Here is a 15275-nt window from a genome sequence, read left to right as displayed (position 1 = left end):
CCTCCCCCGCACGCGCACGAACATCAACCTCGTGCCGACCGTACAACCGGCGGCCGAAACGCGTCAGACCCTGTGGACAAGTCCACAGCTGTGGACAATCCGTGCCGGGCCCGTGCCGTGGTGGCGCGCTACGCCCCCGAGGGCACCGAGGCCTCCACGGCCACGGCCGCTTCCTCCTCCAGACGCACCTGCGCCAGCAGCCGCTCGGCCCGGTCCACGGAGATGTCGAGCCGGGCCAGCACCGCGGGCACGGTGATGCTGGGCAGGAAGTGCTCGAACAGCACGACGACGCGGCGCTCCAGATCCTGCCGCTGGCAGCGCAGCTGGGACAGCAGCTGCACCCCGGAGAAGCTGCCGACGAGCAGCTCCGCCGTCTCCGCCACGTCGACGTGCTGCAGCAGCTCGCCGCGGGCCTTCGCCTCGGTCAGCAACTGCGTGTTCTGGTCGATCCACATCCGGAAGGCCGGGGTGCGGTCGAGGTCCATGGCCCCCTGGTCGAGAGCGAGCCCCACACTGGCCCGCACCAGCGGTTCGGACCGCAGCCGGCGAGCCATCACCAGTCCGGAGTCGACGAGTTCCTGGAGCTTGCTGGACTGCGGCGGGAGCGCGATCGCGAGCTGCTCCTCGAACACCCCCACCGCCAGCTCCTCCTTGGAGCCGAAGTGGAAGTACAGCGCGCCTTTGGTGACGCCTGCCCGGTCCAGGATCTCGCCGATGGTCGCCGAGGTGTAGCCGCGTTCGTCGAAGACGGCCGCCGCCGCCTCCAGGATGGTCCGCCGGGTGCGGATCGCGCGCTCCTGTCGCGCCATCGGGTGCCTCCTGAGCTTGGTCGATCCCTGTGAAGTCGCTGTGTGGCGAGGGCGCGAGGGCCTGTACCGGCAGCTTGGCTCACCCTTTGAAAAAAACCGGCTCGTCCGTATCTTAGTCAAGCGTCGATCGCGGCCAGGCAGCCGATCCTGGGGGTTCTCATGCCGCAGACAGGGCCTTTAAGCGCACTCACGGAGGATCAGACCGGACGCGGGGGCCGTCCGGCAAACGGAACCGCTACGACCGTCGAGAACCCGCCACACCACGCCCTCCCCCGAGACATGGCACCCCCGAGTCCCGCCGCCGAGGAAGCCGCGCCCGCTGCGACCGCCGCCGAGGAACCCGCGTCCTCGGCGACCCCCTCCGCCGACCCCGCAGCGCCGTCGTCTCCCGTCACCGCCCGCCCCGCCCTCCACTCGCACACCACCGCCGTCACCACGGAACTCGCTCATCGCCCCACCGAGACGGACGTCTTCCCCGCCCGGTGGACCCGAATCTCCGACACCCGCTTCCGGTTCACCGCGCACTGGCCGGCCGCCCACCCCTTCTTCGGCCCCGTCGACGACCGGCACCAGGATCCGATGATCGTGGGCGAAACGTTGCGGCAGGCCTCGATGGTGCTGGCCCACGCCGAGTTCGGCGCCCCGGCCGACACCCACTTCGTCATGTGGGACCTGACCGTCCGCGTCGACCCGGACGCGCTGCTGCTGGCGGACGCCGCCGAGCCGGTGGAGTTCGACGTCGTGTGCTCCGAGATCCGCCGTCGCGGCCGCGGGCTGCGCAGCATGCGGACGACGATGGAGTTCCGCCGCGCCGGACGGTTGGTCGCCCGCGGCACCGGAAGCACCGGCTGCACCCCGCCGCGCGCCTACCGCCGCCTGCGGGCAGGCAAGTTGAACGCCCTGGACACACCGGTTCCGCTCCTGGCGGGCATAGCCCCGCGGTCCGCGGGACGGGCCCGCGCCGAGGACGTCGTCCTCGCCCCCGCCGACCGCCCCGGCGTCTGGAACCTGCGCGTCGACACCGGCCACCCGGTCCTCTTCCCGCGACCCAACGACCACGTCCCCGGCATGGTCCTGTTCGAGGCGGCCCGCCAGGCCGCGACCGCCGCGTCCGGCGTGCGCCCCTTCCTGCCGGGCACCCTGACGGCCGAGTTCGCCCACTACGCGGAGCTGCACAGCCCGTGCCGGATCGAGACCGAGGTCGTCGACGAGCGCCCCGGGGAGGTGACCGTACGGGTCTCGGGGCGGCAGGACGGCGCGCCCGTCTTCACCGCCAGCCTGACCTCCGCCCGCCCGGCGCCGGTACGGTCCCCGTCGTGACGGTCAAGGTCCTCATCACGGGCGCGAGCGGTTTCGTCGGTAGCCGGGTCGCCGCCACGGCACAACGGCAACCCGGCGTCCACGTACGCCTGTTGTCCCGGCACGCGCCACAGGGCCCCGAGTACGTCCACGGCGACCTCTGCGCCCCGCCCTCCCTGCGCGGGGCCTGCGCCGACACCGATGTCCTGGTGCACTGCGCCACGCGGGTCGGCGGCGACGCCGAGACCGTCCAGGCGGTCAACGACCACGGCACCCGTGCCCTGGTCGAGGAGGCCGTGCGCGCCGGAGTGCACCGGATCGTGTACGTCAGTACGGCCGCCGTCCACGGCCGGGGCCCCTTCCGCGGCGTACGCCCCGGGGAAGTACCGGTCGCGCCCACGTCACCCACCAGCCGCACCCGGGCCGCCGCCGAACGGCACGTCCTCGACGCGGGCGGCCTGGTGCTGCGCCCGCACCTCGTGTACGGCGAGGGCGACCGCTGGGTGATCCCCGGGTTGGTGTGGCTGATGAAGGAACTGTCCGCCACCCTGACCGGCTGCGAGGCGCTCCAGTCCATGATCGACGTCGACACCCTGGGACGTGCCGTGGTGGCCGCCGCGCTCTCCCCCGCGCCCGGCGGCGGTGTGCACCACGTCAACCACCCCGAGCCGGTGGCGGTCGCCGACCTGCTGGCCGCCGTGTCCCGGGAACTGGGGGAGCCCGGCGGCGGCGCGGCCGTGGACGTCGTGACCGCCCTCGACCGGGCCGCCGGGTCACCGCTCGCCCTCCATCACCTCGGCATGCTCACCGTCGACCACTGGTTCGTGGACGACGCGTTCTGGAAGGACCTCGACCGCTCGCCCGGTGAGGGGTTCGCGGCCGCGTTCACCCGCGCGGCGCCCTGGTACCGCGCGTTCCTCGACGGCCGGAAAGTCTCCTGACCTCCTCCTGCTAGGACCTGTCTGACAATTCTTGTCGAATCAGCGAGCGCCCATTGAGTAGGCGGTCCGGAGGCACGCCGACCAGCTCGCACCTTTTGCCGGGCAGAACCTATGGGCGGCGGGCCAGCAGGTGTGCGTCGAGAAAGCCCCGTTCGGAGGCCGGGTCGTGGAGCAGCCGAGCGAAAGGAACGAGCCCGGCATCGGTCAGCAGTTCGGCGAGGTGGTCCGCCGGCCAGCTGTAGGCAGGTGCGACCTTGTGGTCGAACTGGACCGGCTCCGGTCCGTCGGTCCCGAAGAAGGAGACCAGGAGCACGCCACCCGGCGCCAGGACGCGGACCTGCTCGGCGAGCAGCTCTGGCAGTTCGTCCGGTGGGGTGTGGATCATTGAGTAGTGGGCCAGTACGCCGCCGAGCACGCCGTCCTCGATCGGCAAGGACTCCATCCGCGCCTCCTGGAAGCGCAGCGCCGGGTTGGCCCGTCGAGCGTGGTCGACCATGCCGTGGGACAGGTCGAGTCCGAAGGCGTCCAGGCCCAATTCGTGCAGCATGGCCGTCAGATGTCCGGGCCCGCATCCAACGTCCGCTGCCCGCAGGTTGCCCGTCGCGCGCACCAGTTCGGCGAAAGTGCTGATCATGGCCCGGGCGAACGGCTGCGTCTCCAGCCGGTCTGCGAACAGCGATGCGTACAGCTCAACGACTCCGTCGTAGGCCGCCCTGGTCTCGTCCTGATGATTCGCCACAGGGAGGACCTTATAGCCGGTCCGATAATCAATCTTGTGGCAGCTCGAGGCGAGGTGACAGACGCGGCGTGGGAGCGGATAGAGCCCCTGCTGCCGCAGGCGGACGGACGTGGCCGTCCATGGCGTGATCACCGGCAGGTGGTCAATGGTGTGTTGTGGCGGCTGCGGACTGGGGCTCCTTGGCGCGACCTGCCCCAGCGGTACGGGCCGTGGCAGACCGTTTACGAGCGGTTCGCCCGCTGGGAGGCGGACGGCACCTGGGCAAGACTGTTGGAGCACGTCCAGGTCCGCGACGACGCGATGGACCGGGTGGAATGGACAGTCGCCGTCGATTCCACGATCAACCGGGCCCATCAGCACGCCGCCGGCGCACGCAAAAGGGGGCAGCAGGCCGGGACAATCTGGAAGATCCGGGCCGCTCACAGGCACGCCAGGCCCTTGGTCGCTCCCGAGGCGGGCTGACCACCAAGGTCCACCTCGCCGTCGACGGCCGGGGCCTGCCATTGTCGAGCGTGCTCACGCCCGGCAATGTCAACGACGCCACCGCGTTCACCCAGGTCCTTGACGAGATCTGCATCCCACGCATCGTCACGGGCCGCCCGCGCACGACGCCGACGCGGGTGCTGGGCGACAAGGCCTATTCCAGCCGGGCGATCCGCCACCTGCTGCGGCGTCGGGGCATCACTGCCACGATTCCCGAACGCCGCGACCAGATCGCCAACCGCCGTCGACGCGGCAACCTCGGCGGCCGCCCACCCGTCTTCGATAAAGAGGTCTACCGCGACCGCAACGTGGTCGAGCGATGCTTCTCCCGTCTCAAGCAGTTCCGTGCGATCGCCACCAGGTTCGACAAGCTCGCCACTCGCTACCGCGCCGGAGTCATCCTGGTCTCGCTGATTCTCTGGCTTCGTGAATCGACCAGGTGATCATTTGTCAGACACGCCCTAGGCCTCCCGCGGGCGCGAGCCCGGATCCCGGCCGTGCAGCAGCACCGGCAGCTCCTCGTGGCCGGTGGAGATGATGGACCGCAGCCGCTTCGGCGGACACGACGGATCGGCCAGGGCCAGCCGCGGGAAGCGCGCGAACAGCGAGGTCAGGGCCACGGTCGCCTCGGCCATCGCCAGGGGCCGGCCCAGGCAGTGGTGCACGCCGTGGCCGAAGGACACGTGGTCGCGGCTGGTGGCGCGCGTGACGTCGAACCGTTCGGCGTCCGGCCCGTGCCGCTCGGGGTCGCGCCCGGCGCCGGCGAAGGAGACTACGAGGGGGTCGCCCGCGGGGATGGTCAGACCCGGCTCGATCTCGATGTCCTCCACGGCGTAGCGCAGGCCCGACATGGCACCCGGCGCCTCGAAGCGCAGCGACTCCTCCAAGGCGTCCTCCCAGGTCACCTGGCCGGAGCGGACGAGGTCGAGCTGCCCGGGATGGGCGAGCAGGCTGTGCACGGTGTTGTCGATGAGGTTGACGGTCGTCTCGAAGCCCGCCGTGAGCAGCAGGATCAGGTTGTCCATCAACTCCTGTTCGCTGAGGCTGCCTTCGTCGCGCGCGGCGATGAGCGCCGTCGTCAGGTCGTCGGCCGGGTGCTCGCGCTTGTGCTGGAGGAACGCGGCCAGCGTGCCGTAGAGGTCGACGGCGTTGGCCTGGGCGTCCTCCAGGGAGATCGCGGTGTCGAAGAAGCAGCTGATGATGCGGTAGAGGGCCGCGCGGGGGCCGTCCTGGCCGGGCGGTACGCCGAAGAGCTCGCAGACGACCTCGTGCGGAACGGGCGCCGCGAACGCCGCCCGCAGGTCGACGACTTCGCCCTCGGGGATCCGCTCCAGGGCGTCCAGTGCCCGGTCGACGATCTCCTGGACGCGCGGCAGCAGCGCGTCGACGCGACGCTTGGTGAAGGCGGCGGCCATCGGTTTGCGCAGCCGGGTGTGGTCGGGGCCGTAGGCGGTGACCATGTTGCGCACCGAGACCCAGATGGCGAGCGGCCAGGTGCGGGAGATGTCCCCGTTGATCCAGGCAGGCCAGTGCTGGAAGGCGTCCTTGCTCGTCTCGGAGCCGGCCAGGAGCCGCTTGTTCAGCTCCAGACCGGTGATCCACCACGCCCGTACGCCGCCCGGGAGTTCGACCTCCACGGCCGGGCCCTGGGCACGGATCCGGGATATCTCGCCGTAGAGGTCCTGACCGGACGGGTCGATCGACAAAAAGGGGCAGGCCTGTTGTTCTGCCATGGCTCATCGCTCCTCGGTCCAGAGGCTGGGGGACCATCGTGCGATCCGGGGACGTAAAAAACTTGGCATCCGGTTTGTTTGGGCCTTGGCTCCACCCACTGTCGGCCAAGGGTGGGTGACTATCGCAGCGCGAGCCCCGCCCTGCCCGCCTCGGCCTCTGCCTGCCCGTCCCGGGCGACCGGTCCACGGACCGCAGGATCACTTCTCACCGGTTCGCTCCCCGCCGGATCCACCACCCCGGCCAGCCGCGGCGCCGCCAGGCACGGCAGCAGTAACCGCCACAGGTCGGTCAGCGAAGGCCGGGCGAGCCACTCGTGGTCCTCCCGGGCCAGCACCTCGATGCCGGTCGTGGCGGCGAGGACGACGGCGCTGGTGCGCTGCGGCGTCACACCGGCGGCGAGTTCCCCCCTGCGCTCCGCCTCGGCCAGCAGCCCCTGCACGCACTCCCGCCACTCCCGGCGCAGGTCCCGCACCCGCCCGGCCGCCCCTTCCCCGTTCAGCCTCAGCCCCGCCCGGACCACGACGTCTGCGCACAGCAGCCGGGCGACGCGGTGCGTGACGTCCACGAGGCGTTGCAGGGCGCAGACGTCGCCGCCGTGGCCGCGGACCGCGGCCTCGCGCAAGGCCCGGGCGGCAGCGTCCTCGACGGCCTCGGCGACCGCGGCCTTGTCGGCGAAGTGGAAGTGCAGCGCACCGGAGCTGACGCCGGCTCCCGCGCTGATCCGCGCCAGACCTGCCCGGACGTACCCATGGGCCTCGAACTGTGCGGCCGCCGACCGGATCAGCGCGAGACGGGTCCGGACGGCCCGGTCCTGTTTGGTCACCCGTGGCTCCCCTGCAGGGCTCTGATGGCGACGCAATGAAACCAACTCGCTGGTTTTTATACAACGCGTCGATGACCCGGGGGCGCCGGCGGCAGGTCCATCGCGGCTCGGTGAGAACGCCGGAGCGACCTGCGTCCTGAGGACGCCATGAACCGCATCGCACGACGAACCCGCCGCCGTGCTGCCCGCCCAGGACCCGGCTCGACCAGGTGTGGCGCCAGTAAGCTGGAGGCCAGGTCCGGCCCCGCACATCGGTGGCCACCACCGCCAGGGCGGAATCCGCGGCGGCCCCGGAGATGATCCCGGCGAGCGCCTCACCGTCCCCCACGCATCCGTACGGGAGCACCCATGCACCACCCGTCCGGCAGCCCCGACGACGACTCCGGCGCACTGTTCGGGCTCGACGCCCTCACCCCCGGCCCCGCCGCCCCCGCCGCTCCCGGCACGGACTCGTCCTTCCGGACCTCCGCCGCGGCCCGCCGGCTGCTGCCCGTGCGGCAGATCTACGCCGAGCCCGCGGCCGCCGCGTCCCCGCGCGGGCGTCAGATCAGCGCCCGGTTCCCCGACGCGCGGGTCACCGAGGTGGACTCCCACTGGCGCATCCCCGGACTGCACGGCAACGAGGGCAACGTGGAGCGCTGGGTGCGCATCAAGGGAGAGACGCTGGTCCTGGGCGAGAAGAAGACCCTCACCACACGCCCCAACGGCCGGTCCGCGGACTGGATCGCCCCCGGCACCTCCAACGGCTGCGCCATGGCCTGCGCCTACTGCTACGTGCCCCGGCGCAAGGGATACGCCAACCCCATCACCGTCTTCACGAACATCGACCGGATCATCGCCCACCTCGCGAGACACATCGCCCGGCAGGGGCCCAAGCCCGAGCCGAACCAGTGCGCCCCCGAGGCGTGGGTGTACGACATCGGTGAGAACGGCGACTGCTCGGTGGACGCCCTGATCTGCGACAACACCGCGGACCTGGTGCACGCCTTCCGGCAGTGGCCCACCGCCAAGGCGTCCTTCGCCACCAAGTTCGTCAACCCCGGCCTCCTCGCCCTCGACCCGCGTGGCCGCACCCGCGTCCGCTTCTCGCTGATGCCGCCGCACGACGCCCGGCTGCTCGACGTGCGCACCTCGCCCGTCGCCGAGCGGATCGGCGCCGCCGCGGACTTCCTGGACGCGGGATACGAGGTGCACTTCAACCTCTCGCCCGTGGTCGTGCGCCCCGGCTGGCAGGACGCCTGGGCCGAGCTGCTCGTCCACCTCGACGACGTCCTGCCCCCGCGGGTGAAACAGCAGGCCGCCGCGGAAGTGATCATGCTCACCCACAACAGGGAACTGCACGAGGTCAACCTCGGCTGGCACCCCCGGGCCGAGGAAGCCCTGTGGCGGCCGGAGCTCCAGCAGGCCAAGCGCTCCGAGAACGGTGCCCTGAACATCCGCTACCGCAACACGGTCAAGGCGGAGGCCGTGCACGCCCTGCGCGCCCTGATCGCCCACCACGCGCCCTGGCTGCGCGTGCGCTACGCCTTCTGAACCCCGGTAACGGCACCGCCCATGGCCCTGCGGACGCGAGCAGGCCCCGCCCGTGAGTTAGCTCACAGGCGGGGCCCGCCGTACGACCTGGCCGGGCTGTGTGATGTTTCACAACGGTCCCGGAAACGAGAAACGGGCCCCTGCGGTGACTTCCGTCACCTGCAGAGACCCGAGTCTCATGGTGCGCGAGGGGGGAGTTGAACCCCCACGCCCTTGCGGGCACTGGAACCTGAATCCAGCGCGTCTGCCTATTCCGCCACCCGCGCATTGGGTGTGTCCTGGGCGTCTTCCCCTTGGGGGCCGGCGCCTTCCGACACCCAGAACATTAGCACGCTGGAAGGGGTGGGTTCACATCCCTTATCCCCGCAGGCAGACACCTCGACGAACCATCGATGCCCCTGCCACGTATCAAGGCGTACCGGTTCACGTATCAACCTCGTACCGGTCCCGGCCGTCTCCGCAGGAGGGGGTCGGGGTCCACAGTCAGGTGCGGGACACTGGTCTTCCACCGCCTCTACGATCCTTGGCAGGCATACACGAGGCGGTTACGCGCAGCAGTACCACCGGAGGAGTTCGAAGGGGAGCTCCACAGGGAACTTCGTCATGCGTCGACACCGTCGGCGGTGCTGACAGGGGGAACCAGCCGATCGAGCGGCGCGTGGATACGATCAGTAAGCAGTACCAGCCAAGCGGCCCGCAGGGCAGCACACAGGACGGCAGCCAAGGAGGAGGTGCCCCATGGGAGTCCTGAAGAAGTTCGAGCAACGTCTCGAAGGTCTGGTCAACGGCACCTTCGCCAAGGTGTTCAAGTCCGAGGTCCAGCCCGTGGAGATCGCGGGAGCGCTCCAGCGCGAGTGCGACAACAACGCCACCATCTGGAACCGCGACCGCACGGTCGTGCCCAACGACTTCATCGTCGAACTGAGCACGCCCGACTTCGAGCGGCTCAGCCCCTACTCCGGCCAGCTCGGCGACGAGCTCGCCGGCATGGTGCGCGACTACGCCAAGCAGCAGCGCTACACCTTCATGGGCCCGATCAAGGTGCACCTGGAGAAGGCGGACGACCTCGACACCGGCCTGTACCGGGTGCGCAGCCGCACGCTCGCCTCCTCCAGCAGCCAGCAGGGCGGCCCGGGAGGCGGCGGCGCCGCACCCGCCGCCCCGCAGGGCGGACGCCCCGGCGGCTACGGCTACCCGCCGTCCGCGGCACCCTCCGGCGCCCCGCCCATGCCGTCCGCGCCGCCGCCCGGCGGCCGCCCCGGCGGCTACGGCTACCCGCCCGCCGCGAGCGGCCAGCGGCCCCCGGCCGCCCCGGCCGCCGGCGGACGCACCCGCCACTGGATCGAGATCAACGGCACCCGCCATCAGATCTCCCGCGCGACGCTGGTGATGGGCCGCAGCACCGACGCCGACGTGCGGATCGACGACCCCGGCGTCTCCCGCCGGCACTGCGAGATCCGGACCGGAACGCCCTCGACGATCCAGGATCTCGGATCCACCAACGGCATCGTGGTGGACGGGCAGCACACCACCCGCGCTACGCTCCGCGACGGCTCGCGGATCGTCGTGGGCAGCACCACCATCATTTACCGGCAAGCCGAAGGGTGAAGCGGGGGCAATGTCAGAGCTGACCCTCACGGTCATGCGGCTGGGTTTCCTGGCCGTACTGTGGCTGTTCGTGATCGTGGCCGTGCAGGTCATCCGCAGCGACCTCTTCGGTACGCGCGTCACCCAGCGCGGCTCGCGCCGGGAGGCGGGCCGCCAGCAGCAGCAGGCCGCCGCCGCCCGCCAGGCGCCGCCGCAGCAGCGCCAGCAGCCCGCCGGCGGCCGGCGCGGCCGTAACGCCCCCACCAAGCTGGTCGTGACCGAGGGCACCCTCACCGGCACCACGGTCGCGCTCCAGGGCCAGACCATCACCCTGGGCCGCGCGCACGACTCGACGATCGTGCTGGACGACGACTACGCCTCCAGCCGCCATGCCAGGATCTACCCGGACCGCGACGGCCAGTGGATCGTCGAGGACCTCGGCTCCACCAATGGCACGTACCTGGACCGGTCCCGGCTGACGACTCCCACACCGATTGCGCTGGGCGCGCCGATCCGCATCGGCAAGACCGTCATCGAGCTGCGGAAGTAGTGCTACATCATGGATAGGCGCGAGCGGAGCGAGCACGCAGTGGCGGGCCCCACCCCGGCCCCCCGCGCGCTCCCGACCGGAGGGTGGGCAGTGTGGCTCGACACGACCGGCTGTACCCGGAGCCGACAGGCGAGGTGCGCATGAGTCTGTCACTGCGCTTCGCGGCCGGATCGCACAAGGGCATGATCCGGGAGGGCAACGAGGACTCCGGATACGCCGGCCCGCGCCTGCTCGCCATCGCCGACGGCATGGGCGGCGCGGCGGCCGGTGAGGTCGCCTCCTCCGAGGCCATCTCCACCATCGTCGCCCTCGACGACGACGTCCCCGGCTCCGACATCCTCACCTCCCTCGGCACGGCGGTCCAGCGCGCCAACGACCAGCTGCGCTCGATGGTCGAGGACGACCCCCAGCTGGAAGGCATGGGGACCACCCTGACCGCCCTGCTGTGGACGGGCCAGCGCCTCGGCCTGGTCCACGTCGGCGACTCCCGCGCCTACCTGCTCCGCGACGGCGTCCTCACCCAGATCACCCAGGACCACACCTGGGTGCAGCGCCTGGTCGACGAGGGCCGTATCACCGAGGAAGAAGCCACCACGCACCCGCAGCGCTCGCTGCTGATGCGCGCCCTCGGATCCGGCGACCACGTCGAGCCCGACCTGTCCATCCGCGAGGTCCGGGCCGGCGACCGCTACCTCATCTGCTCCGACGGCCTGTCCGGCGTGGTCTCCCACCAGACCCTCGAGGACACCCTCGCCAGCTACCAGGGCCCCCAGGAGACCGTCCAGAACCTGATCGAGCTGGCACTGCGCGGCGGCGGCCCCGACAACATCACCGTCATCATCGCCGACGTCCTCGACCTCGACACCGGCGACACCCTCGCGGGCCAGCTGTCCGACACCCCCGTCGTGGTCGGCGCCGTCGCCGAGAACCAGCACCAGCTGCACGACAACGGCATCATGCAGACCCCCGCCGGCCGCGCCTCCGGGCTCGGCCGCCACGGACACGGCCAGGGCGGCGGAGGCGGCGAGTTCGGCCCGCCCGGCTCCGGCGACACCACCGGCTACATCCCGGCCTCCGGCTTCGACTACGGCGACGACGACTTCGCCAAGCCCCGCAAGAAGGGCCGGTGGCTGAAGAGATCCTTCTACGGCGTCCTCGCGCTGGCCCTCATCGGCGGCGGCCTGTACGGCGGGTACCGCTGGACACAGACGCAGTACTACGTCGGCGCCGAGGACGAGCACGTCGCGCTGTACCGGGGCATCAGCCAGGACCTGGCCTGGGTCTCGCTCTCGAAGGTCGAGAAGGACCACCCCGAGATCGAACTCAAGTACCTGCCGCCCTACCAGCAGAAGCAGGTCAAGGCCACCATCCCCGAGGGCGGTCTGAAGAACGCCCAGGCGAAGATCCAGGAACTGTCGGTGCAGGCCTCCGCGTGCAAGAAGGAAGCGCAGCGGCGCGAAGCCGAGAGCAAGAACAACTCCAAGACCGGCGAAGGCGAGGCCGGGGGCACCACGGGAACCACTCCCGCCTCCTTCACGTCCAAGGCCACACCGACGCCGAACCCGTCCAACCCGTCGGGTTCACCGTCGGCACCGGAGAAGTCCACGCCCCCGACCACGACCGCACCCACTCCCAGCCCCGGCCCCAGCCTCTCGGAGGAAGAGCAGAAGGTCGTCTCGCTGTGCGGTAAGCAGTAGCCGTGAGAGGCCCTGTCACACGATGAGCGGTACGAATACGTCGCACTCGCCGACGCACCACACGTCCACGATCGGCGCCATCGGCGCGCCGAGCCGGCGCAACACCGAGCTCGCGCTGCTGGTGTTCGCCGTCGTCATCCCGGTGTTCGCCTACGCCAACGTCGGCCTGGCCCTCAACGACTCGGTGCCGCCGGGTCTGCTGAGCTACGGCCTCGGGCTCGGCCTGCTCGCGGGCGTCGGCCACCTCGTCGTACGGAAGTTCGCCCCGTACGCCGACCCGTTGATGCTGCCGCTGGCGACGCTGCTCAACGGGCTCGGTCTGGTGGTCATCTGGCGCCTGGACCAGTCCAAGCGACTCAGCAACTACGCCGAGGCCGCACCGCGTCAGCTGCTGTACTCGGCGATGGGCGTCGCCCTGCTGGCGGTCGTGCTGATCTTCCTCAAGGACCACCGCGTCCTACAGCGCTACACGTACATCTCCATGGCCGGCGCGCTGTTCCTGCTGATCCTGCCGCTCGTGCCCGGGCTCGGCGCGAACATCTACGGCGCCAAGATCTGGATCAAGATCCCCGGCCTCGGCACGCTGCAGCCCGGTGAGTTCGCGAAGATCGCCCTCGCGGTGTTCTTCGCCGGCTACCTCATGGTCAAGAGAGACGCCCTGGCCCTGGCCAGCCGCCGCTTCATGGGCCTGTACCTGCCGCGAGGCCGCGACCTCGGCCCGATCCTCGTCGTCTGGGTCATCTCGATCCTCATCCTGGTCTTCGAGACCGACCTCGGTACGTCCCTGCTGTTCTTCGGGATGTTCGTCATCATGCTGTACGTCGCCACCGAGCGGACCAGCTGGATCGTCTTCGGTCTGCTGATGTCCGCGGTCGGCGCCGTCGGCGTGGCGAGCTTCGAGCCGCACATCCAGACGCGTGTGCAGGCCTGGCTCGACCCGATGCGCGAGTTCGACCTCTCCCGCGCAGGCGTCCAGGACGGCATCGTCCACTCCGAGCAGGCCATGCAGGCCCTGTGGGCCTTCGGCTCCGGTGGCACCCTCGGTACCGGTCTCGGGCAGGGCAACTCCGACCTCATCGGCTTCGCCGCCAACTCCGACTTCATCCTCGCCACCTTCGGCGAGGAACTCGGGCTGGCCGGCGTCATGGCGATCCTGCTCCTGTACGGCCTGATCATCGAGCGGGGTGTGCGCACCGCCCTCGCGGCCCGCGACCCGTTCGGCAAGCTGCTGGCCGTCGGCCTGTCCGGCGCCTTCGCCCTCCAGGTCTTCGTCGTGGCCGGCGGTGTGATGGGCCTCATCCCGCTGACCGGTATGACCCTGCCGTTCGTGGCGTACGGCGGTTCCTCCGTGATCGCCAACTGGGCCCTGATCGGCATCCTGCTGCGCATCAGCGACACCGCCCGCCGCCCGGCCCCCGCTCCCGCCGCCAACCCCGACGCCGAGATGACCCAGGTGGTCCGCCCGTCATGAACAAGCCCCTGCGCCGGATCGCGATCTTCTGCGGCCTGCTCGTTCTGGCACTGCTGATCCGCGACAACTGGATCCAGTACGTCCAGGCCGACGAGCTCCGCAGCGACAAGAAGAACCGTCGCGTCACCATCGAGCGCTACGCCTCGCCCCGCGGCAACATCATCGTCGGCGGGGAGCCGATCACCGGCTCCGCCGAGTCGTCGGACAGCGACTTCAAGTTCAAGCGCACCTACAAGGACGGCGCCATGTGGGCGCCGGTCACCGGCTACGCCTCGCAGGCCTTCGGTGCCACGCAGCTCGAGAGCATCGAGGACGGCATCCTCACCGGCAACGACGACCGGCTGTTCTTCCGCAACACCCTCGACATGCTCACGGGCAAGAAGCAGCAGGGCGGCAACGTCGTCACCACCCTGAACGCCGCCGCCCAGAAGGCCGCGTACAACGGCCTGAAGAGGCAGGGCGGCAAGGGCTCCGTCGTCGCCCTGGAGCCGTCCACGGGCAAGATCCTGGCGCTCGCCTCCTTCCCGTCGTACGACCCGTCGTCCTTCGCCGGGAACTCCACCACGACGGACACCAAGGCCTGGCAGAAGCTGCAGAAGAAGAACAACCCGAACGACCCGATGCTCAACCGGGCGCTGCGCGAGACCTACCCGCCCGGCTCCACCTTCAAGGTGGTCACCGCGGCCGCGGCGCTGGAGGACGGGCTGTACACGTCCGCCGACGCAAAGACGGACTCGCCGGACCCGTGGATCATGAAGGGCACCACCACCAAGCTGCCCAACGAGGGCAACATCCCCTGCAAGAACGCGACGCTGCGGGTGGCCCTCCAGTACTCCTGCAACACCGTCTTCGGCAAGATCGGCTCCGACCTCGGCAACGACAAGATGCTGGACATGGCCAAGAAGTTCGGCTTCGACGAGGAGCAGTTCACGCCGGTCCGCGCCAACGCCTCGGTCTTCTCCGACAAGATGAACCCGTCGCAGACCGCGCTGTCCTCCATCGGCCAGTTCAACACCGCCGCGACGCCGCTGCAGATGGCCATGGTCGCCTCGGCCGTCGCCAACGACGGCAAGCTGATGAAGCCGTACATGGTCGACGAGCTCCAGTCGCCCGGCCTCGACCCGATCCAGAAGACCGACCCCGAAGAGCTGAGCCAGCCGCTGTCGGCGGAGAACGCCCAGATCCTCCAGTCGATGATGGAGACGGTCGTCGACAAGGGCACCGGCTCGAACGCCAAGATCCCCGGCGTCAAGGTGGGCGGCAAGACCGGTACCGCCCAGCACGGCGTCGACAACAGCGAGAACCCCTACGCGTGGTTCATCTCCTACGCCAAGGGCGAGGACGGCAGCGCGCCGGTCGCCGTGGCGGTCGTCGTCGAGGACGACAACGCCGTCCGCGACGACATCTCCGGCGGCGGCCTCGCGGCACCGATCGCGAGGAACGTGATGGAGGCGGTCATCGACAGCAAGAAGTGACCCCGCTCACGCCTGCTTCACATCGGTGCACGTTGCGATACCGGTCCTGTATCGGCTGACGGGCTTGGCCAGGTCACACAAAGCGAGCCGGGTACGGTAGGCCCGGACGGCAGCCTCCGACCGTTACAAGCATG

At 70.3% G+C, this 15275-nt stretch carries 13 protein-coding genes and 1 tRNA gene; 9 read left to right on the top strand and 5 right to left on the bottom strand.

Translation table 11 applies throughout. The features are described from left to right. Positions 1-128: 128 nt before the first annotated feature. Positions 129-809, bottom strand: a complete 681-nt coding sequence (locus HNR57_RS15285) for a ScbR family autoregulator-binding transcription factor (protein ID WP_184560551.1) — start codon at positions 807-809, stop codon at positions 129-131. A gap of 279 nt (positions 810-1088) precedes the next feature. Between HNR57_RS15285 and HNR57_RS15280 the strand changes: the two genes are divergently transcribed. After that, entirely contained in the window at positions 1089-2129 is a 1041-nt protein-coding gene (locus HNR57_RS15280) for a ScbA/BarX family gamma-butyrolactone biosynthesis protein (protein ID WP_246554634.1), read from the top strand. Next, complete coding sequence (locus HNR57_RS15275) at positions 2126-3049, top strand: NAD-dependent epimerase/dehydratase family protein (RefSeq protein ID WP_184560549.1); 924 nt, start codon at positions 2126-2128, stop codon at positions 3047-3049. The genes HNR57_RS15280 and HNR57_RS15275 overlap by 4 nt, the downstream gene beginning before the upstream one ends. A gap of 109 nt (positions 3050-3158) precedes the next feature. Here the strand turns inward: HNR57_RS15275 and HNR57_RS15270 are convergent, their stop codons facing one another. Next, positions 3159-3788 carry a class I SAM-dependent methyltransferase gene (locus HNR57_RS15270; protein ID WP_184560548.1) on the bottom strand — a complete coding sequence of 210 codons (630 nt, stop codon included), beginning with the start codon at positions 3786-3788 and terminating at the stop codon, positions 3159-3161. On the opposite strand from HNR57_RS15270, the gene HNR57_RS15265 reads away from it, so the two are divergent. Next, positions 3777-4714, top strand: a protein-coding gene (locus HNR57_RS15265) for an IS5 family transposase (protein WP_221342560.1) whose coding sequence is annotated in 2 segments (ribosomal slippage) — positions 3777-4182 and positions 4182-4714 — 939 coding nt in all. Because the reading frame shifts where the segments join, the coding sequence is not laid out codon by codon here. The genes HNR57_RS15270 and HNR57_RS15265 overlap by 12 nt on opposite strands. An 18-nt stretch (positions 4715-4732) precedes the next feature. On the opposite strand, the gene HNR57_RS15260 is transcribed toward HNR57_RS15265, so the two are convergent. Together HNR57_RS15260 and HNR57_RS15255 are read right to left on the bottom strand one after the other, a co-directional pair. Further along, complete coding sequence (locus tag HNR57_RS15260) at positions 4733-6004, bottom strand: cytochrome P450 family protein (RefSeq protein WP_184560547.1); 1272 nt, start codon at positions 6002-6004, stop codon at positions 4733-4735. A 119-nt stretch (positions 6005-6123) separates the two neighbouring features. After that, on the bottom strand, positions 6124-6828 hold the full coding sequence (locus HNR57_RS15255; RefSeq protein WP_184560546.1) for a ScbR family autoregulator-binding transcription factor: 705 nt from the start codon (positions 6826-6828) through the stop codon (positions 6124-6126). Positions 6829-7176: 348 nt separating this feature from the next. Here HNR57_RS15255 and HNR57_RS15250 point away from each other — a divergent pair, with 348 nt between their 5' ends. After that, on the top strand, positions 7177-8361 hold the full coding sequence (locus tag HNR57_RS15250; protein ID WP_184560545.1) for a spore photoproduct lyase family protein: 1185 nt from the start codon (positions 7177-7179) through the stop codon (positions 8359-8361). Between the two features lie 179 nt (positions 8362-8540). On the opposite strand, the gene HNR57_RS15245 is transcribed toward HNR57_RS15250, so the two are convergent. After that, positions 8541-8627: transfer RNA gene (locus HNR57_RS15245), tRNA-Leu, on the bottom strand. Between the two features lie 472 nt (positions 8628-9099). On the opposite strand from HNR57_RS15245, the gene HNR57_RS15240 reads away from it, so the two are divergent. The 5 genes from HNR57_RS15240 to HNR57_RS15220 all read left to right on the top strand — a co-directional run bounded on the left by HNR57_RS15240 (position 9100) and on the right by HNR57_RS15220 (position 15141). After that, the gene (locus HNR57_RS15240) at positions 9100-9969 is read left to right on the top strand and encodes an FHA domain-containing protein (protein ID WP_184560544.1); all 870 of its coding nucleotides are present in this window, start codon (positions 9100-9102) and stop codon (positions 9967-9969) included. 10 nt (positions 9970-9979) lie between these two features. Further along, positions 9980-10498, top strand: coding sequence for an FHA domain-containing protein FhaB/FipA (locus HNR57_RS15235; RefSeq protein WP_184560543.1), 519 nt, complete (start codon positions 9980-9982; stop codon positions 10496-10498). Positions 10499-10638: 140 nt separating this feature from the next. Then, positions 10639-12195, top strand: a complete 1557-nt coding sequence (locus HNR57_RS15230; RefSeq protein WP_184560542.1) for a Stp1/IreP family PP2C-type Ser/Thr phosphatase — start codon at positions 10639-10641, stop codon at positions 12193-12195. A gap of 22 nt (positions 12196-12217) precedes the next feature. Beyond that, the gene (locus HNR57_RS15225) at positions 12218-13666 is read left to right on the top strand and encodes an FtsW/RodA/SpoVE family cell cycle protein (RefSeq protein WP_184560541.1); all 1449 of its coding nucleotides are present in this window, start codon (positions 12218-12220) and stop codon (positions 13664-13666) included. Next, positions 13663-15141 (top strand): peptidoglycan D,D-transpeptidase FtsI family protein, encoded by a 1479-nt coding sequence (locus HNR57_RS15220; RefSeq protein ID WP_184560540.1) that lies wholly within the window; start codon positions 13663-13665, stop codon positions 15139-15141. The genes HNR57_RS15225 and HNR57_RS15220 overlap by 4 nt, the downstream gene beginning before the upstream one ends. Positions 15142-15275: the final 134 nt, after the last annotated feature.

This window comes from Streptomyces paradoxus (assembly GCF_014202475.1).
In the GTDB taxonomy this organism is placed as follows: domain Bacteria; phylum Actinomycetota; class Actinomycetes; order Streptomycetales; family Streptomycetaceae; genus Streptomyces; species Streptomyces paradoxus.
Note: the sequence above shows the minus strand (reverse complement) of the source record. Positions and strands in the feature narration are given on the sequence as shown.

Coding starts and splice junctions, on each gene's coding strand:
- HNR57_RS15280 (WP_246554634.1), top strand. CDS start 1,089: ATGGCACCCCCGAGTCCCGCCGCCGAGGAAGCCGCGCCCGCTGCGACC.
- HNR57_RS15220 (WP_184560540.1), top strand. CDS start 13,663: ATGAACAAGCCCCTGCGCCGGATCGCGATCTTCTGCGGCCTGCTCGTT.
- HNR57_RS15230 (WP_184560542.1), top strand. CDS start 10,639: ATGAGTCTGTCACTGCGCTTCGCGGCCGGATCGCACAAGGGCATGATC.
- HNR57_RS15285 (WP_184560551.1), bottom strand. CDS start 809: ATGGCGCGACAGGAGCGCGCGATCCGCACCCGGCGGACCATCCTGGAG.
- HNR57_RS15225 (WP_184560541.1), top strand. CDS start 12,218: ATGAGCGGTACGAATACGTCGCACTCGCCGACGCACCACACGTCCACG.
- HNR57_RS15240 (WP_184560544.1), top strand. CDS start 9,100: ATGGGAGTCCTGAAGAAGTTCGAGCAACGTCTCGAAGGTCTGGTCAAC.
- HNR57_RS15260 (WP_184560547.1), bottom strand. CDS start 6,004: ATGGCAGAACAACAGGCCTGCCCCTTTTTGTCGATCGACCCGTCCGGT.
- HNR57_RS15235 (WP_184560543.1), top strand. CDS start 9,980: ATGTCAGAGCTGACCCTCACGGTCATGCGGCTGGGTTTCCTGGCCGTA.
- HNR57_RS15250 (WP_184560545.1), top strand. CDS start 7,177: ATGCACCACCCGTCCGGCAGCCCCGACGACGACTCCGGCGCACTGTTC.